The sequence below is a fragment of the Gelidibacter sp. genome, from assembly GCF_053579655.1.
Genome location: NZ_JBMDWE010000020.1, coordinates 52,431 through 71,569, shown reverse-complemented (window position 1 = coordinate 71,569; position 19,139 = coordinate 52,431). Strand labels below are relative to the sequence as shown.

Genomic DNA, 19,139 nt, shown 5'->3' with positions numbered 1-19,139 from the left:
ATCAGCGATTAAAGTTGTGTTTTTTATTATATTTGCCGAACCTACTTATTTTGAATCTATCATTCAAAAATGGCATGACTTATTACCGAATTGGGCAATTATCGCAATGTTGGCTGTAATAATAACAGTCAATATTATTTCCTCCTATTTTGGATTTTCATTATTATCGAAGATAACTGCGCTCGCTGTCATTCCTGTGCTGCTTTTAAACTACTTTTTCAGTTAACGTTTCATGGCGAATATATTCTACACCATATTTATTTTGTATTTCTTAGGAATGCTTTTTATTGCACTTGACCATCTTGCCTTATCTTCTAAGCTGTCAGAATCCTGCTTTTTAGAAGTTTTTGCGTTATTGGCATTTGTGATGATTGGAAAAGTGAAACACGTCAAATTTGAAGGCCTTGTATCAATGTACCTGATTTTGATTCTTCTGGTAAATAGTTATTTTATGTATATCATGTTTAGCGAAGTACAGGATAACTTTGCTGATAGTGTGATATTCACCTTGATGGCACGTAAGGGAATTGCTTTTTTGTTGATGAGCTTTTTAGCCATCGCTATTTATCTTAGCCAAGAGACGTCACAAGCCATTCTATTCTTAACTATTGTATGTTGCTTCGTCTTTTCTGATGGTTTAAGCTTTCTCACTACAATGTATGTGAGTTTTTGGTTGTTTGAAGGTATTCAACAGATTCTACAAGGTGCAGGACTTCTTTTGTTTTGCATCTATGTTTATAATCATCAGAAAGTTGAAAATAGCTTTATAAAAATGAAAACAGAACCAATTTCTCAATCCAGTCAAATTCCTGTTCAGTTTTAAACCAAAATCGAAACGCCGTCCGCGGATTTGTTTTTGTCACTGTCAAAATAGAAATCTATTTTCCCCAGATTGATTCCAAAGCAACCGACTTGGTTAACCAATACATTTTTGCCGACACTGTTTTTTACAATAGTTGGTTTGGGTAAAAAGGTATGGGTATGGCCGCCAACAAACAAATCAATGTCTTTGGTCATTTTCGCTAAGGAAAGGTCGCTTGGTTTTTCAGAATTGTTTCGGTAATTATAGCCTAAATGTGATAAGCAAATAATCAAATCACATTTTTCATCCTCTTTTAAGATGCGCGACATGTCCTGAGCTATTTCCAACGGATTTAAATAGACGGTTTCTTTATACATATTTTTGTCCACTAATCCAGAGAGTTCAATACCCAAACCGAAAACGCCAATTTTAATGCCGTCTTTAATAAAGGTTTTATAGGGTTTCACATGCGTATCCAAGATAGTATTTGAAAAATCATAGTTGGCACTTATAAAATCAAATTTTGCATGTGGCAATTGCGCGTACAAACCATCAACACCATTGTCAAAATCATGGTTACCAACGGTTGCAACATCATATTTAAGCATGCTCATGAGCTTAAATTCCAATTCGCCGCCGTAATAATTAAAATAGGGAGTACCTTGAAAAATATCACCAGCATCCAACAATAAGGTGTTCGGATTCTCCGCTCGAATACCTTCAATCAATGTGGCTCTTCTTGCAACACCACCTTGATTAGGGTTTCTGCCATCTTCAGGACCAAAAGGATCGATATGACTGTGGACGTCGTTGGTATGTAAAATGGTTATCTTTTTCGGACTCTTCGAAAATGATTGCAGACCAAAGCCTCCCAAACCTACCAATGCGGTCGCAGCTGTTGTTTGTTGAATGAATTCTCTTCTTTTCATGTGTTTATGCTTATTGTTTTTCAATGGTCACATGCTGTTCGCAATTAATAATTCCCATGGGTAATAAAAATTTTAGCATGCTCGTTTCATAACTTCAAAAAAATATCTTTCAGAAAATGTATTTAATCTTTTAATTGAATAAAGCGGTCATCGGCTACAGGATTGATGGTGTCTGTTTTCATAAAATAATCAATGAGCGCATTTCTTATTTTATAGTCCAATACAATAACCTCTTCACTTCCCTTAAAAAAGTCCATGCCATCACCGCCAGTAATAAGGTAGTCGTTGGTGGCAATATAATAGGTTTTATTGAAATCTATGGGTGCTTGGTTTACAGTGCTTTCAACCACGTTGCCATCCTTATCCAAAACTATTTTTAATTTAGAAATGGGATGTGCACGCTTGGCCTTTGCTAAATAGTCGAGCATCTCTTTGACGTTGGCTCCCGGTAATTTTGCAACGACAATCGAATTTTCAAAAGGCATGAGTTCAAAGGCGGTTCTTTTGCTAATTGGTCCTTTAGATATAATGGATCTGATGCCACCGTGGTTCATGAGAACAAAGTCGATATGCTCTCCTGTTCTTTTAAAAAACACGGGATCAGCTTCTTCATAAATAACATCGGCCATAAAATTGCCAATGGCGGTATTTAAATCGCCATCTGCTTTGGAATAGGTATCCACCGAATAGCCCAAAACACTATCTAAATCTTTAGTGATATTTTCTCTATAAGGCTTAATGAAATTATCAATACCTGCGTTGGATTGCAAACTATCATTGATGTTTACGTTTTTGCCTTCAATTTTGAAAACATCCATTGGAGCTTTACAAGAAAGGGAGAAAAGCAGTCCAAAAACTAGTAGAAGATTTTTAAAATTCATTGAATAACTTGTGAAATGTTAATTGATAAATGTATTGTGTTTACTACCTTTGTCAAAACAAAAGTAAATGATTTTAAAGGCATTTAGGGGAAAATCGAATCAAAAATTCATTAACAGACTGTTAAGCTCTAAAGATGTTGCGATTAGTAATAAAAAAATAGAATCTGTTGGTATTATCATTGATTCGAGTGAGTTTTCTGACGTAGAGGCATTTAAGGACTTTTTTAATGAGCTGGGTGTCCAGTTGCCTAAAATTCAGATTATTGTTTTTGTTGCCGATGAAAAAAAGACCGAAAGATTGTGGGGCAACTATTTCAGTAAAAATGATTTTGGATGGAATGGCAGCATCAAACACGTTGAACTCCAAACCTTTTTAGATACTGAATTTGATACGCTGGTGGGATTTTACAAAGGCGATGCTTTAGAATTGAAAATAGTTACTGCAGCTTCAAAAGCCAATTTCAAAATAGGTCTGTCAGATGTGGACGACCGTTTATTCGATTTCATATTGGATATCAGCACGAAAGATTTTGAGGTATTCAAAACCGAATTAAAAAAATACTTAACCATATTAAAAAAAATATAATGACAAAATTTTTCGGAACAGGTGTAGCTTTGATTACGCCGTTCAAAACTGATTTGAGTATTGATCATAACGCTCTCGCCACTATTGTCAAGTTCAATATTGATAATGGCACAGAGTATTTGGTCATTTGTGGAACCACTGCAGAAAGTGCTACCATTACTAAACAGGAAAAGAAGGATGTCATTACTACAATAAAGAAGGCAAATGCTGGCCGATTGCCATTGGTGTTGGGTATTGGCGGTAACAATACAGCCGAAATTATCGAAGAAATCCAAGCTACGGATTTGACAGATATTGACGCCATCTTGTCTGTTTCTCCTTATTATACAAAACCGACGCAAGAGGGCATTTATCAACATTTTAAAGCGATTGCAAAAGCTTCTCCAAAACCTATCATCTTATATAACGTACCAGGAAGAACATCGTCAAACATGCTTCCAGCAACCATCTTGCGTCTTGCCAATGATTTTGAGAATATTATAGCGGTTAAAGAAGCAGGAAATAATGTAAGCCAATATTTACAATTACTAAAGAACAAGCCTGACGATTTTTTAATAATTTCAGGCGATGATGATTTGGCTTTAGCTGTTGTTTTAGCTGGTGGTGCAGGAGTGATTTCTGTATTAGGACAGGCATTTCCGAAAGATTTTTCAAATATGATCCGTTTAGGAATGGAAGGAAAAGCCAAGGAAGCTTACCAACTTCATTTTAAATTAATGGATGTTACGGCTCAAATTTTTGAAGAAAACAATCCAGCGGGAATTAAAGCTGTTTTTGAAGCCCTTGATTTAGCGCAAGACACGGTAAGGTTGCCGTTGGTTGTGGCGTCAAATCCATTAAAAGAAAAAATAAAAAAAAGCGTCGCGCTACTTAAATAAAGGTAAAAACGTTAAATTTTACTTAAACCTCTCAGTAGCTTAAATTCAACAGTTATTTTAGCTTAAAATTTTTTGTTTTATAATACGTTATAAATGTGTATTTTTGCATTCTGTTTAAAATGCCGAAGTGCCATTAAACATAACTTTAATCTATGACCAAATTTAATCAGGCATTTCAATTTAATTATACAAAGAAGACTAGCTCTTGCATGAAAAACATTGTTTACACATTACTGATCACATTAGTGTTGTCCTCTTGTAGCGAATATCAAAAGGCATTAAAATCAGAAGATATTGCTACAAAATTCAAATTGGGTACAGAGCTCTATGATGCTGGTAAATTTGGCAAAGCAAATAAGCTATTCGCACAAATTGCACCACAATATAGAGGGAAGCCGCAAGCTGAGAAATTGATGTACATGTACGCTAATTCTTTTTATCAAATGAAAGATTACTATTTGGCGGGGTATCAATTTGAGCGTTTTGAAAGCCAATATCCAAAAAGTGAAAAGGCTGAAGAAGGCTTGTTTTTAGCTGCTAAAAGCTTCTACATGCTATCGCCTGTTTACAGTAAAGAGCAGAAGGAAACGATAACCGCTATTGAAAAGCTTCAGATATTCATCAATAAATATCCAGATTCAGAGTATTTGCCGGAAGCCAATGCTTTAATTCATGAGTTGGATTATAAATTGGAAAAGAAAGCTTTTGAGATTGCTAAACTATATAATAAAATCGCCAATTTTGAGTCTGAGGATTACGAAGCTTCCATAAAAGCCTTTGATAATTTCCTATTGGATTATCCAGGAACCACTTTTAGAGAAGAAGCGATGTTTTATAGATTTGACTCGGCGTACCGATTGGGAATCAACAGTATTGAGCGTAAACGTCAAGAGCGTTTGAATATAGCACTCAAATATTACAAGACTTTTGTCAAAGCATATCCAGAATCGAAGCACAGTGCTGAAGCTGCACAAATGAATGCCGAATTGCAAACAGCAGTTCAAAACTATACCATAAAAAGTTAATTTTATATAGATGATAGATTTAAAAAAGAGCAATGCTCCAGTGAGTTCTATAACTTACAACCGTAATGAAATTGATGCGTCAACAGGAAACATCTATGAGGCTATCTCTGTCATAGCAAGAAGAGCTGAACAGATCAACACAGATATCCGTAGAGAACTTGTTGATAAACTTGAAGAATTTGCAACTTTTAATGACAGTCTTGAAGAGATTTTCGAAAATAAAGAGCAAATTGAAGTCTCTAAATTTTACGAAAGATTACCAAAACCGCACGCACTTGCTGTTCAGGAATGGTTAGATGATAAAATTTATTTCAGAAATACTGAGGACGATATCCAAGAAGCATAATTAAGATGTCAATTTTAAGCGGCAAAAACATACTTGTAGGCGTTACTGCCGGTATTGCTGCTTATAAAACAGCAAACCTTGTTAGGTTATTCATAAAAGCGGGTGCTCACGTAAAGGTCGTGATGACGCCCGCTTCTAAAGACTTCATTACCCCTTTAACGCTTTCCACTTTATCTAAAAACCCAGTGTACTCTTCGTTTGTTAATGACGATGAAGAAGACGCCGTTTGGAACAACCACGTCGAACTTGGGCTATGGGCCGATTTATTTGTAATCGCTCCTGCAACAGCCAATACGATGGCAAAAATGGCCCACGGTATTTGTGATAATTTATTGATGGCCACTTATTTGTCGGCCAAATGTCCTGTCTATTTTGCGCCTGCAATGGATTTGGATATGTACAAGCATGAAAGCACGCTTCAATCCTTTAAAATTCTAAATAGCTTCGGAAATATTATGATTCCTGCAACCAGTGGCGAATTGGCAAGTGGCTTGGTTGGAGAAGGTCGGATGGCGGAACCGGAAGATATTGTGGCTTATATCGAAAAAAATATTTTAGATCAACTGCCATTAAGAGGAAAGAAAGTCTTGATTACTGCAGGGCCAACCTATGAAGCTATTGATCCCGTCCGTTTTATTGGAAACCATTCCAGTGGAAAAATGGGATTTGAGATCGCTAAAGTTGCGGCCAATCTTGGTGCTGACGTCATTTTAATATCTGGACCATCACATGAAACCATTGCGCACAGCCTTATCAAGCTCCTTAAAGTAGTAAGTGCATCACAAATGTATGATGCCGTTCATGATCATTTTGATTCGGTTGACATTGCCATTCTTTCGGCAGCAGTGGCTGATTACAGACCTAAAAATATTTCAGCCACCAAAATAAAGAAGAAGGAGACTTCGTTTTCTATTGAATTGGAGAAAACAAAGGATATTTTGGCTTCTCTTGGAGTCATTAAGAAAAATCAATTCCTGGTTGGTTTTGCATTAGAAACCAATGATGAATTGGAAAATGCCAAAGGGAAATTAAAAGCTAAGAATTTAAATTTAATTGTGTTAAATTCGTTAAATGACAAAGGTGCTGGTTTTGGAGGGGCAACTAATAAAGTTACTTTTATAACGGATCAACAAGACGTTATTGAGAACGAATTAAAATCAAAACACGAAGTCGCGGTCGATTTAATGAATCAAATTATAAAACAAATTCATGCGTAAACTTATTTTTATATTTTTTATAGCTTGCACAACTGCTGGGTTTTCTCAAGAATTGAATTGTAACTTGGTGGTTAATGCGCAACAAACAGGGAATGAAAACGTACAGGTTTTTAAAACGCTAGAACGGCAGTTGACTGAGTTTATCAATAACACCCAATGGACCAACACAGCCTATAAACCTCAGGAGCGCATTGATTGTAGTATGGTCATCAATATTAATGATTATAATAGTGATGTGTTTCAAGCCACCATTCAAGTGCAGTCCTCGCGACCGGTTTTCAACTCTACCTACAGCACGCCAGTATATAACTTTAATGACCGGAATTTTACGTTTAAATATCTTGAGTTTCAAAATTTAGTTTATAATCCGACGCAATTTGAATCCAATTTGGTTTCGGTTTTAGCCTATCATGTTTTCATGATTTTAGGTTTGGACGCCGATACCTTTGAGTTGAATGGCGGCGATCCCTTTTTTAAACAAGCACAAACCATTACTAATTTTTCCCAACAAGGAAATTATAAGGGTTGGAAATTGGAAGACGGACAGCAATCGCGTTTTGTGCTCATAGACAATATATTATCCCCAACTTTCAAAGAATTCAGAACGGTGATGTACAATTACCATCGCAACGGTTTGGATATCATGGCAGATAACGATAAAAAAGGAAAGGAAGTTATTGCTAAGGTTTTTGAAGATTTGAGGACCATGAATAACCAACGGCCTAATTCATTTTTAATGCGCGTGTTCTTTGATGCTAAATCCAATGAGATTCTCGATATTTTTAGCGGTGGACCAAAAATGAACGTTACCGAGATTAAAGATATTCTCAATAGGATTGCACCAACACATGCCTCCAAATGGCGCGAGATTAATTTTTAGCTTGAAGCACGAAGCTTGAAGTTGGAAAACGGTTTGAAGCTTTGATAGTATCCGGTAACATCATTCAAAACCTTAACTCTATAACCTTGTTTTTAACCAGAAACTAGAAACACGAAACCAGAAACTTATTTAAATGCTCACCACACTTTCTATAAAAAATTACGCATTAATTGATAGCCTTCAGGTTCACTTTAATAATGGTTTGACCATAATTACTGGAGAAACTGGCGCTGGTAAATCCATTCTTTTAGGAGGTTTATCTCTTATTCTTGGAAAAAGAGCCGATTTAAGCAGTGTAAAAAACGCTTCAGAAAAATGTGTTATTGAAGCCACATTTGATATTGCCAATTATAATCTGAAATCACTATTTGTAGCAGAAGACTTGGATTATGAACCGCAAACCATTATCCGTAGGGAAATCCTTCCTTCCGGAAAATCGAGAGCCTTTGTAAATGACACACCAGTTACTTTAAATAGTCTTCAGATACTGGGCGAGCGACTTTTGGATATCCATTCGCAACATCAAACTTTACAGTTAACCGATGATGATTTTCAGTTTCAAGTAATAGATGCGTTAGCTCAGAATGGTCATTTGCTTCAAGATTATTCACTTCAATTAGGCAAATTGAAATCTGTTAAATCAGAACTTAAAAAACTTCAAAATCGAAAGGTTGAGGCGATAAAAGAGTTGGATTACAATTTATTTCTACTGAAGGAATTGGAGGATGCCAAATTAGTTGAAGGAGAATTGGAGACGCTAGAAGAAGAATATGAAACGCTTAATAATATTGAAGAAATAAGCGAACGCCTTAAAGCATCCCACGAATTATTGAGCAATCAAGAAATAGGAGTGATGCCAAGTTTGACGGAAATTAAAAACCAACTTTCTAAATTGGCAGATTTTTCTTCAAATTATAAATTGGTTTTTGAAAGGGTAACCAGTAGTTTGATTGAATTGGACGATGTGTTTTCTGAAATCGAAAACCTGCAGGAATCTTTAGAAGCAGATCCTAACCGATTAAATACGGTCAATCTGAAATTACAGATCTTAAATAATTTATTACAAAAGCACACCGCATCTGATATTACCGAGCTGATTCGGATTAGAGAGGATCTAAGTGAAAAGGTATCGGTTACCGAAAATTTAGATAGTGCGATCGCTCAAAAAGAATCTGAATTATCTACTATTGAAAAAGAACTTAATGCTTTTGCGTTAAAGATCAATCAAAACAGAACAAAAGCAATTCCAGGACTGACCAAACAATTGGAAGCACTTTTGGAAACTTTAGGAATGCCAAACGCCCGGTTTAATGTGGAATTGACCAAATCGGATACCTTTTTGAACAATGGTAATGATGATTTAAAGTTTTTATTCTCAGCCAATAAAGGCGGTCAATTTAATGAACTTAAAAAAGCAGCATCCGGAGGAGAGTTATCACGAATTATGTTGGCCATAAAGTCGATACTGACTAATTACACGCAACTACCGACCATCATGTTTGATGAAATTGATACTGGGGTTTCTGGTGAGATTTCCAATAAAATGGCATCTATCATGCAACAAATGAGTAAAACGATGCAGGTATTTACCATTACTCACTTGCCACAAATTGCCGCAAAAGGCAATACGCATTTTAAAGTGTTTAAAGAAGATGTCGGCGAGGTCACCCGAACGCAATTGAAACTTTTAAATCCTGAGGAACGCATTGTCGAAATCGCGCAAATGTTAGACGGAGTGAACATGTCCAGTTCTGCCATTGAGCATGCGAAACAGTTGCTGAATTAATGGGGTTTGAATGATCTATTTATATTGAGCCCATCCATACATGAAATACTTCCATCAAAAACGGAGGTTACTTTCCCATAAGGAGCGACATTAGTGAAGATTTAGAAATTAAAAGTAAGCATAAGTTTAAAGTTTTATTAACTTTGAATTTTAAATTGCTTAGCATTAAATAAAAAACAATTATAAACATGGCATACAACTTATTAAAAGGAAAACGAGGAATTATTTTTGGAGCTTTAGATGAAAATTCAATTGCTTGGAAAACGGCAGAACGCGTTCACGAAGAGGGCGGTACATTTGTCTTGACCAATGCACCAATCGCAATGCGTATGGGGCAAATTGATGAATTGGCCAAAAAGACAGGTTCTCAAATCATTCCTGCTGATGCAACTTCTATTGAAGATTTAGAAAACTTAGTGGCTAAGTCAGTTGAAATCTTAGGAGGAAAAATTGATTTCGTGCTTCATTCCATCGGAATGTCTATCAACGTAAGAAAAGGAAGGCATTATACCGATCAAAATTATGAGTGGACTCAAAAAGGAACTGATGTTTCTGCAATGTCTTTCCATAAAGTGATGCAAACCCTTTACAAAGCTGATGCGATGAATGAGTGGGGTAGTATTGTTGCTTTGACCTATATGGCAGCGCAACGTGTATTTCCTGATTATAATGACATGGCAGATAATAAAGCCTATTTAGAAAGTATTGCGCGTAGTTTCGGTTATTTCTTCGGAAGAGAAAAGAAAGTAAGAGTGAATACTATTTCACAATCTCCAACACCTACGACCGCTGGTCAAGGCGTTAAAGGATTTGACGGTTTTATTGCTTATGCTGATAAAATGTCGCCTTTAGGAAATGCTACTGCTTTGGATTGCGCCAACTATACCGTGACTTTATTTAGTGACTTGACGAAACGTGTTACGCTTCAAAATCTTTATAATGATGGTGGATTTAGTAATATGGGTGTCAGTAACGAAATCATGGATGCTTTTATGAGCAAATAAAGAGTTCAAAAAAATCTTAATTTATACTTTCAAAAGCTACCAATTGGTGGCTTTTGTGTTTTGATTCCTTACCTTTGATTTTTATGAATACACTGTATTTTTCATTTATAATCCCTGTTTATAATCGGCCTGATGAGATTCATGAGCTTTTGGAAAGTTTCACGAAACTCGAAGGTGATTTTGACTTCAACATCTGCATTGTTGAAGACGGTTCGTCAATTCCGTCCGATAAAGTTATTGAATGCTTTGCTGATCAATTGGAAATCTCCTATTATTTTAAGGAAAATTCTGGTCCTGGTGATTCTAGAAATTATGGAATGAAAAGGGCGGAAGGAAATTACTTTATTATTTTAGATTCAGATGTGCTACTGCCTGAAAATTATCTGCAAGTGGTCAGTAAAAGTTTGACGGATACTTACACCGATTGTTATGGTGGCCCTGATGCAGCGCACCCATCATTCTCAAAACTTCAAAAGGCCATCAATTTTGCCATGACGTCCTTCATTACCACAGGAGGGATAAGAGGAGGGAAGGACTCTGATAATTTCCAACCGCGGAGTTTTAATATGGGGATTTCAAAAAAAGCATTTGAAGCTTCGGGTGGTTTTGGAACCATTCATCCAGGGGAAGATCCTGATCTTTCATTGCGTCTTCTCAAATTGGGCTATAAGAGTAAACTCATAAAGGACGCTTATGTCTATCATAAACGACGGATTTCTTGGTCAAAGTTTTATCAGCAAGTCCATAAGTTTGGTATGGTTCGTCCTATTTTAAATGCATGGCATCCAGAATCAGAGCGATTTATTTTTTGGTTGCCTACATTTTTTTCATTGGGATTGGTTATTAGTTTAGTCCTGTTTCTCTTTCAAATAAAATGGTTGTTGTACATTTATATCATTTATATGGCGGTTGCTTTTTTACTGGCATTTATAAATTCAAAAAACTTGATCATTGCTGTTTTGGCGGTCATAGCGATATTTGTTCAGTTTTTTGGGTATGGTTATGGCTTTTTGAAATCCACACTTTCCATAAAACTATTAAAAGAAAACCCTGAGAAGAGATTCCCAAAATTGTTTTTTAAACATGTACAATAAATTAAAGACGAAACTTTCTAAATCCATAAAAAGCAGAAAACTGAATGTTTTCGGACTCTTTTTTTTGCTGTCCTTCTGTTTTTTGGCTTTGACTAAACTCTCAAAGAATTATACGGAGACTATTTCTTTTGAACTTGTTTTTAAAAACGTTCCAGAAGAACATCATGTCAATCTTGATAGTACAAAAAAAGTCAATGTTACCGTTAATGCTTATGGCTTTAATTTGTTGCGGTATTCGTTTTATAAACCCAAATTGCAAATTGATTTTAACACAGATGTGGTGCTTAAAAACAAAACCTATGTGTGGAATTCCCAACAAAATGCACCTAAAATAAGAGCTAAGTTCAGGAATTCAGTAGATGTTATTTCTATCCAACCCGATACTTTACGTTTTCCTTATCAATCCTTGGCAGTAAAAAAGGTGCCCGTTAACACCGATGTGATTATTGAGTTTGCACCAGGTTATGATATGCTAAACAAAATCAAGGTCATTCCTGATTCCGTTAAAGTTATTGGTTCAGAAAAATTACTTTCGGAAATAGAGTATGTCACAACCGAAAAACTAGACTTGAAACATGTCAATTCAAATATTGACAAATCCTTGGGAATTGAAATGAATGAGAGTTTCAAAAGTTTAAAACTGACTACAAAAAGCGTGAAAATAGAAGGACAAGTTGAAAAATTTACTGAAGGAACGTTTAATGTCCCAGTAACGATCATCAATCTTCCATCAGGTGTAAACATTAATTTTTTCCCGAAAACGATTCCCGTAGCGTATAATGTTAGTCTTAATAATTATAAATCAGTCAGAACTTCAGATTTCAGAATTGAATGTGATTATAGGAATATTGATAAGACCGGAAAAACATTTTTGATTCCTCAATTGACGAAAGTGCCCGAAATTGTTAAAAGTGCGCGATTAAAACAAAAGAAGGTCGAATTTATTTTGATGAAATAGTGTATGAAAATAGTAGGTTTAACAGGTGGGATAGGTAGCGGTAAAACGACCGTCGCCAAAATGTTTCAGAAGTTGGGCGTGCCTTTATATATTGCTGATGACAGGGCTAAACACTTGATGAACACTTCTAAGGTCATCCAAAAAAAGCTCACTGCACTGTTTGGCGATGAAGCCTACCGCGATGGTCAACTTAACCGAGCTTTTTTAGCCTCCAAAATCTTCGAGAATGCTGCGCTTTTGAAACAAATGAATGCAATTGTGCATCCTAAAGTTGGTGCTGATTTTTTACGCTGGAAAAAAAAGCAAACTGCACCTTATGTCTTAAAGGAAGCGGCCATCATTTTTGAAAACGATATGGCTTCCCAATATGATTTTATCATTACTGTGGTGGCCGATTTAGAGCAGCGGATTGCACGTGTTGTAAATAGAGACGCTACTACTAAAGATAAGGTTTTGGCTATTGTCAGTAATCAACTGACAGACAAGGAAAAAGCAGAACAATCAGATTTTGTGATTACTAATCATGATTTGGACGAAACAAAAGCTCAAGTACTGAAAATTCATCAAGAACTTTCAAAATTAGTTGCCATAAATTAAACCTTTAAAATGTGTTAATGTAAGGTTAAAGCAAGTTCTTGCTAAATGTTAAAATGTTAAATTTGAATAATGGGCAGAAAGCTATTCATTTTATTGGTTATTCTGATGAGTTTGTCGCTTATTGGAATAATTTTCGTTCAAATATATTTTATTGATAACAGCTTAAGTAATGAGGAAAAGCAGTTTACTTTAAACGTCAGACGATCTTTAAGTAAAGTTTCCAGTCTTGTTGAGGACAAGGAGTTTAAGTTGTATACCAATAAATATCAAGAATTACTCAGTAGCGGAAAAAATCCGGATACGACCAATATCAGAGGGATTTTGTTGTATAGTTATGATGATATTTCCAATGAAACCACAGTCTATCAAAACGGTATTCTTGAAGAGAGCTTTAAAGTGCCATCGTTGTTCTTTGACATTGGAGGTTTAGATAGTCTGAATATCAGCCGTATTAGCAATCAGAAGGAAATTCGGGTTTTTAAGAAAAGCACTTTTGATAATGAAGTGCATATCACACCTGAAAAAACGGTCATGCAATATAATACGATGGATGAATTCGGGAAAAGACTTTTCGAAAGTACCTATCGTGATTTGTTTAGGAACTATCCTATTTATAAGAGAGTGTCAGCTGGTGAGATTTCATCGTATTTGTCCAAACAGTTTAATGAAAATGGGATTGATATTGACTTTGAGTTTGCTATTTATGATAAGGATCTGGCTACGAAGGTACAGTCTAATAATTTCGAATTAGATCCGGTAACGACTATGGGCGTCCCTATGTTTTTGGATAATAAGAATGAAAGTAATTTTATATTGTATGTTGATTTTCCGGAACGTAAGAAGTTTTTATGGTCGTCCATTTTAACGATGACCGTTTTGTCTATTGTTTTTACCTTAGTTATCATTTTAGCTTATACCAATGCTATTTATCAAATTATAAAACAACGACAGATATCACAGATCAAAACGGATTTCATCAATAATATGACGCATGAGTTCAAAACACCAATTGCCACCATCAGTTTGGCTTTGGATGCGATGAAAAATCCAAAGATGATCAATGACAAAGAAAAAATAGATCGTTATTTGAAGATGATCAAAGATGAAAATAAGCGCATGCATGCCCAGGTTGAAAATGTCTTGCGAATATCTAAACTAGAAAGAAATGAACTTAATATTAGCAAGGATCGATTAAAATTGCACGATTTAATTGAAGATGCCGTATCGCATGTTGAATTGATTGTTGAAGACCGAAAAGGTTACGTCAAATGTCATTTAAATGCTGAAAAATCTTCGGTATTAGCAAATGAGACTCACTTTACCAATGTATTAGTAAACATTCTTGACAATGCCATAAAGTATTCAGATGATGCGCCAAGAATTGATGTCACTACAGAAAATGTAGGAAATAATATTATTTTAAAAATTGCCGATCATGGCAACGGGATGACAAAACAGGTTCAAAAGAAGGTTTTTGAAAAGTTTTATAGAGAGCATACCGGGAATGTACACAACGTGAAAGGTCATGGCTTAGGTTTAGCCTATGTAAAACAAATGGTTGAAGACCACCAAGGCCACGTATCCGTTGAAAGTGAAAAAGGAAAAGGTAGCACTTTTATTATTAAACTACCATTAATATCATAGATTATGGAAGAACAGAACAAAAAGATTTTATTAGTAGAAGATGATCCAAATTTCGGGACCGTCCTAAAGGATTACCTGAGCATGAACGATTATGACGTGGTTCATGCTAAAAATGGAATGGAAGGTTTTGAGAAATTTAAAAAGGATGATTACGACCTCTGTATTCTGGATGTCATGATGCCTTATAAAGATGGCTTTACCTTAGCTAAAGAAATTAGAGAAAAAAATAGTGATGTGCCTATCATCTTCTTGACGGCAAAAGCAATGAAGGAAGATGTCCTTAAAGGCTATAAGGTTGGTGCAGATGACTATTTGAATAAACCGTTTGACAGTGAAGTGCTCTTAATGAAAATTAAGGCCATTATTCAGCGTAAAGCTACTGATACCGTTGCGGATAGTAAACAATTTGAATTTAAGATAGGTAATTTTGACTTGAACTCTAAATTGCGATTCTTAAAGTTTAAGGATGAAGAAACGGTTAAGCTTTCTCCTAAAGAGAATGAACTGTTGCGTTTATTGGCCTTGCACGAAAATGATTTGATGCCACGTGAGTTGGCATTGACAAAAATATGGAGAGATGATAATTATTTCACATCCCGAAGTATGGACGTGTATATTGCCAAATTGAGAAAATACTTAAAACCAGATCCAGAAGTTGAGATTTTGAACATCCACGGCGAAGGATTTAGATTGGTTGTCAATCAGAAAGATTAATTAAAATACAAGCAAATAAAAAAGCCTATCGCAATGATAGGCTTTTTCTTTTTTAAAAATTGAAGCGATTATATAACTTTAACGTTTACAGCGTTCAAACCTTTTTTTCCTTCTTTAAGCTCAAATTCTACTTCATCACCTTCACGAACTTCGTCGATTAATCCAGAGATGTGTACAAAATGTTCTTTGTTGTTTCCTTCTTCAGTAATGAAACCAAAACCTTTTGCGTCATTGAAGAATTTTACGATACCTTTATTCATAATAAATATTGTTAATTAAGCGACAAAGGTAGAATTATTTAATTGGAAATAAGGTTTTTTTTATTTTATTTTAAAAATTCGATAAATGTTCAAAATTGACTATGAGTTGGTTAAACTAATTTCTGATTAATACTGTTAATTATTTCGGCGATAGAAGTTTCATTATCAAACCAAAGAATACCTTCTTTTTTTCTGAACCAAGTTAACTGTCGTTTAGCATATCGTCTTGAGTTTTTCTTGATTTCTGAGACCGCAAAATCCAAAGTCCATTCCCCATTTAAAAATTTGAACAATTCACTGTAACCAACAGTATTCAGTGCATTTAAGTGCTGTAAGTGTTGAAGATTTTTGGCCTCATCCAATAAACCTTCGGCCATCATATGGTCAACTCTTTTGTTGATTCGTTCATAAATAGTGGCTCTTTCGGCAGTCAAACCTATGGTAATGGTCTTGAATGGTCGTTTGGGTTTCTCTTTATTTAAGAAAGTGGAATAGGGTTTTCCACTACCAATACAAATTTCTAAAGCTCTTGTGACCCGATGCGGATTATCGATGGCGATGGTGTCAAAGGCGATGGGATCAAGAATTTTGAGTTGGTTTTGTAAATGCTCCAAACCTTTATTAGCAAGTTCATTGTTGAGTGTTTCTCTGATAGATGGATCTATTTCAGGAAATTCGTCTAATCCTTTAATGACAGCATCCACATATAATCCAGAACCACCAACCATAACAATCACATCGTGGTTAATGAAAAGTTTATCTAATATACTGATGGCATTTTTTTCAAAATCACCCACATTATAGTCCTCCAAAACCGATTTGTGATGGATAAAATGATGTGGTGCTGCGCTGAGTTCTGCAGGAGTTGGGGCGGCAGTACCAATGCTCATTTCTTTATAAAATTGTCGAGAATCTGCCGAAATGATTTCAGTTTGATAATGTTTGGCCATGGCAATGCTCAAGGCAGTTTTGCCGATGGCGGTAGGTCCCACAATGCTGATAAGATATTTTTGACTCAAAGCAAACGTTTTTAACGAAGGAAATTATTAAGTGTTTTCATGTAATGGATGGCCGCAGTTGTAACAATATTTGGCATTATCTTTTTGTTTTTCTGCCGAGCAATACGGACAGGCCTCGGTGTTTAAATCTACTTCCGGAATTCTTGCCGGAGAACCATGATTACCTCGGTTTTGAGAAACAAATTCTGCGGAAACAATTCCTGTTGGAACGGCAATGATGCCGTATCCTAAAATCATGATGATTGAAGCGATAAATTGCCCTAAGGCCGTTACAGGTGCAATGTCTCCAAAACCAACAGTCGTTAAGGTTACAATACACCAATACACACTAACCGGGATGCTTGTAAAGCCGCTGGCTTCACCTTCAACTAGATACATTAATGTTCCGAAAATGATGCTAACGATTAGGACTGCGAATAAAAACACTAAGATTTTGGTTTTACTCGCTTTTAAGGAAGAGGCCAACATATTGGAAGCGCCCAAATATCGTGCTAATTTTAATATCCTGAAAACCCTTAAAAGTCGCAAGGCGCGAAGCGCAATTAACACTTGTGTGCCGAAAAAAATCAAGGAGATGTACTTTGGAATAGTCGATAAAAAGTCGATAACGCCATAAAAACTGAAAATATATCTGAAAGGTTTCTTAACTGAAATTATTCTGGCAATGTATTCCAATGTAAACACAATGGTAATGACCCATTCGGCAATATTTAAAAAGTTATGGTAACGTGCATTAAATTCGCTGATGCTCTCTAACATTACAAAAACAATACTTGCAACGATGGCAATGAGCAGGATTATATCAAATAACTTGCCTGCCGGAGTATCTGCTTCATAAATGATTTCATGAAGTCGCGCTTTCCAATTTATGTATGGTTTCTTTGGTTTTTTATTCAGCATAACCTCAAAAATAGTGAAAGATTGGTTGTTTTTAATCCAATATCCCTAAGGACTTTAATTTGTGTCATCCCACATCTTATCAATGTTTGTTTTTATTATTCTGGAATTCTCAAGAGAAAACATATAACTCCAGGTAAAATTTAACTTTCGCTCCTAATAATTGAATTAAGAATAGAGCGAAGAGTTTTTTAAAAGACTTCAGTATAGATTAATGCTCGCAGTAATAGGCCTATTACTCAGTAAGCTTAACGATTTTAACCTGTTTGTTTTTTCGGAGATAGCTATGAATGATATGCTGTGATTCTCTATTGTTATCCATAGGCGTAATAATGGATTCCAGAATTTTTTTATTGGTAATTTGAAAGTTGAGATCATAGTATCCAAAACCTTTAAAAACTCCGTTTTCTATAAGGGTCACACTGTGTTCATTAAGTGCTCTTCCTTTATCGATAATAATCAAGTTTTGATTTTCATAATTACTATTAGCAATCAACTCTTGAATTTTGAGATTGTAACTTTCAGGACTTTCTTCTTGTATACAAGCGCCTTCACATTCATTGATTGAATATTTAAAACAACTTGTTTTTGCCGTATCCAAACCAACTAATTTTGGACAAAGCTTGAAATCTTCAACAGCCTTGTACAGAAACTGTTTGCCACTTTGCTTATTTGAAAACGTTGTGATAGCTTTTTTCCGACCGTCGGCAGCATCAAGCTTTAAGTTGATATAGCCATTTTCATCTTTAAAACTATAAAGAGCGTAAGTAAACAGGTTTCTTCGTGAAGTTCTGTTTAAAGCCGGTTTATTTTGTTTTATTTCAGCATTCTCCTTCAGCAAAGCAACCAATTCATTACCTGTCGCTTCATAGGTTACGGCAGCCACCTGATTCTGGAGTTTTTTTGATTTCGGATTTGTAAAATGCTGATTGACTCGGTTTCGGATATTCCTACTTTTGCCTATATAAATTATTTTGCCATAGGTGTCATGTAGATAATATACGCCTGTAATGGCAGGTAAATCGTCAATAATAGATTTGAGGTTGGTCGCCATTTGATATTTTGGCTCTGCTTTGACCGCATCTTGAATGATTTGCTTTTTGAGGTCTTTTGCTAATAACAATTTGAAAAGCTTAACTGTGGCAATCGCATCTCCAGAAGCCCTGTGTCTGTCCGTTACGGGAATACCAAGAGCTCTCGTAAGTTTTCCTAAACTATAAGATTCCTGTTCAGGCATTATTTCTTTGGCCAACTCCACGGTACAAAGTGTTTTACGCTTGAACTCAAAACCCAATCGGCTAAACTCTGTGCGCAAAATTCGGTAATCAAATTCAGAGTTATGTGCCACAATAATGCAATTTTCAGTCATTTCAACAATGCGTTTGGCAACCTCATAAAATTTTGGAGCCGTACGCAGCATATTACTGTTTATGCCAGTTAAATTGACCACAAAAGGTTGAATTTCTCGCTCTGGATTAACGAGGCTAATAAATTGGTCAACAACTTCATGTCCATCAAATTTATAAATGGCTATTTCGGTAATGCCTTCCTCATTGAATTTGCCACCTGTTGTTTCTATGTCTAATATTGCGTAAATACTCCTTGAATTAAAAGTTGAAAAT

The 19,139-nt window shown here is 35.5% G+C and carries 20 protein-coding genes; 14 read left to right on the top strand and 6 right to left on the bottom strand.

Features of this window, described 5'->3' with window-relative positions; all coding sequences use genetic code 11:
* Nucleotides 1–232: 232 nt before the first annotated feature.
* The gene (locus tag ACOH2D_RS11385; protein ID WP_348037505.1) at nt 233–823 is read left to right on the top strand and encodes a hypothetical protein; all 591 of its coding nucleotides are present in this window, start codon (nt 233–235) and stop codon (nt 821–823) included.
* On the opposite strand, the gene ACOH2D_RS11380 is transcribed toward ACOH2D_RS11385, so the two are convergent.
* Entirely contained in the window at nt 820–1,731 is a 912-nt protein-coding gene (locus tag ACOH2D_RS11380) for a bifunctional metallophosphatase/5'-nucleotidase (protein WP_348037507.1), read from the bottom strand. The genes ACOH2D_RS11385 and ACOH2D_RS11380 overlap by 4 nt on opposite strands.
* 122 nt (nt 1,732–1,853) lie before the next feature.
* Nucleotides 1,854–2,612 carry a 5'-nucleotidase C-terminal domain-containing protein gene (locus tag ACOH2D_RS11375; protein WP_348037509.1) on the bottom strand — a complete coding sequence of 253 codons (759 nt, stop codon included), beginning with the start codon at nt 2,610–2,612 and terminating at the stop codon, nt 1,854–1,856.
* Between the two features lie 67 nt (nt 2,613–2,679).
* Here ACOH2D_RS11375 and ACOH2D_RS11370 point away from each other — a divergent pair, with 67 nt between their 5' ends.
* From ACOH2D_RS11370 to ACOH2D_RS11310, 13 genes are all read left to right on the top strand, one after another.
* A complete protein-coding gene (locus ACOH2D_RS11370; protein ID WP_449535280.1) occupies nt 2,680–3,198 on the top strand; it encodes a DUF6913 domain-containing protein in 519 nt (172 codons plus the stop codon).
* Nucleotides 3,198–4,076, top strand: a complete 879-nt coding sequence (gene dapA, locus ACOH2D_RS11365) for a 4-hydroxy-tetrahydrodipicolinate synthase (protein WP_449535279.1) — start codon at nt 3,198–3,200, stop codon at nt 4,074–4,076. The genes ACOH2D_RS11370 and dapA overlap by 1 nt, the downstream gene beginning before the upstream one ends.
* A 209-nt stretch (nt 4,077–4,285) precedes the next feature.
* Complete coding sequence (locus tag ACOH2D_RS11360; RefSeq protein WP_449535278.1) at nt 4,286–5,101, top strand: outer membrane protein assembly factor BamD; 816 nt, start codon at nt 4,286–4,288, stop codon at nt 5,099–5,101.
* A 10-nt stretch (nt 5,102–5,111) separates the two neighbouring features.
* Nucleotides 5,112–5,447 carry a DNA-directed RNA polymerase subunit omega gene (locus tag ACOH2D_RS11355; RefSeq protein WP_449535277.1) on the top strand — a complete coding sequence of 112 codons (336 nt, stop codon included), beginning with the start codon at nt 5,112–5,114 and terminating at the stop codon, nt 5,445–5,447.
* Nucleotides 5,448–5,452: 5 nt separating this feature from the next.
* A complete protein-coding gene (gene coaBC, locus ACOH2D_RS11350) occupies nt 5,453–6,664 on the top strand; it encodes a bifunctional phosphopantothenoylcysteine decarboxylase/phosphopantothenate--cysteine ligase CoaBC (RefSeq protein ID WP_348037517.1) in 1,212 nt (403 codons plus the stop codon).
* Nucleotides 6,657–7,544: a type IX secretion system protein PorD gene (porD, locus tag ACOH2D_RS11345; protein WP_348037519.1), complete on the top strand. Its 888-nt coding sequence runs from the start codon at nt 6,657–6,659 to the stop codon at nt 7,542–7,544. Before coaBC ends, porD begins: the two co-directional genes overlap by 8 nt.
* 133 nt (nt 7,545–7,677) lie before the next feature.
* Nucleotides 7,678–9,330, top strand: coding sequence for a DNA repair protein RecN (gene recN / locus ACOH2D_RS11340; protein WP_449535276.1), 1,653 nt, complete (start codon nt 7,678–7,680; stop codon nt 9,328–9,330).
* Between the two features lie 188 nt (nt 9,331–9,518).
* Nucleotides 9,519–10,334: an enoyl-ACP reductase FabI gene (locus ACOH2D_RS11335; protein ID WP_348037106.1), complete on the top strand. Its 816-nt coding sequence runs from the start codon at nt 9,519–9,521 to the stop codon at nt 10,332–10,334.
* Nucleotides 10,335–10,417: 83 nt separating this feature from the next.
* Entirely contained in the window at nt 10,418–11,428 is a 1,011-nt protein-coding gene (locus ACOH2D_RS11330; protein WP_449535275.1) for a glycosyltransferase family 2 protein, read from the top strand.
* Nucleotides 11,418–12,386 (top strand): YbbR-like domain-containing protein, encoded by a 969-nt coding sequence (locus tag ACOH2D_RS11325; RefSeq protein WP_449535274.1) that lies wholly within the window; start codon nt 11,418–11,420, stop codon nt 12,384–12,386. Before ACOH2D_RS11330 ends, ACOH2D_RS11325 begins: the two co-directional genes overlap by 11 nt.
* A gap of 3 nt (nt 12,387–12,389) precedes the next feature.
* Nucleotides 12,390–12,983: a dephospho-CoA kinase gene (gene coaE / locus ACOH2D_RS11320; protein WP_449535273.1), complete on the top strand. Its 594-nt coding sequence runs from the start codon at nt 12,390–12,392 to the stop codon at nt 12,981–12,983.
* A gap of 69 nt (nt 12,984–13,052) precedes the next feature.
* Nucleotides 13,053–14,627 carry a sensor histidine kinase gene (locus ACOH2D_RS11315; protein ID WP_348037114.1) on the top strand — a complete coding sequence of 525 codons (1,575 nt, stop codon included), beginning with the start codon at nt 13,053–13,055 and terminating at the stop codon, nt 14,625–14,627.
* A gap of 3 nt (nt 14,628–14,630) precedes the next feature.
* A complete protein-coding gene (locus ACOH2D_RS11310) occupies nt 14,631–15,341 on the top strand; it encodes a response regulator transcription factor (RefSeq protein ID WP_348037116.1) in 711 nt (236 codons plus the stop codon).
* Nucleotides 15,342–15,409: 68 nt separating this feature from the next.
* Here ACOH2D_RS11310 and ACOH2D_RS11305 read toward each other — a convergent pair whose 3' ends face one another.
* From ACOH2D_RS11305 to ACOH2D_RS11290, 4 genes are all read right to left on the bottom strand, one after another.
* Complete coding sequence (locus ACOH2D_RS11305) at nt 15,410–15,601, bottom strand: cold-shock protein (RefSeq protein ID WP_348037118.1); 192 nt, start codon at nt 15,599–15,601, stop codon at nt 15,410–15,412.
* 110 nt (nt 15,602–15,711) lie between these two features.
* Nucleotides 15,712–16,620 (bottom strand): tRNA (adenosine(37)-N6)-dimethylallyltransferase MiaA, encoded by a 909-nt coding sequence (gene miaA / locus ACOH2D_RS11300; protein WP_449535272.1) that lies wholly within the window; start codon nt 16,618–16,620, stop codon nt 15,712–15,714.
* 27 nt (nt 16,621–16,647) lie between these two features.
* Nucleotides 16,648–17,520: an ion transporter gene (locus ACOH2D_RS11295; RefSeq protein WP_348037122.1), complete on the bottom strand. Its 873-nt coding sequence runs from the start codon at nt 17,518–17,520 to the stop codon at nt 16,648–16,650.
* A gap of 232 nt (nt 17,521–17,752) precedes the next feature.
* Complete coding sequence (locus ACOH2D_RS11290) at nt 17,753–19,114, bottom strand: exonuclease domain-containing protein (RefSeq protein ID WP_348037154.1); 1,362 nt, start codon at nt 19,112–19,114, stop codon at nt 17,753–17,755.
* Nucleotides 19,115–19,139: the final 25 nt, after the last annotated feature.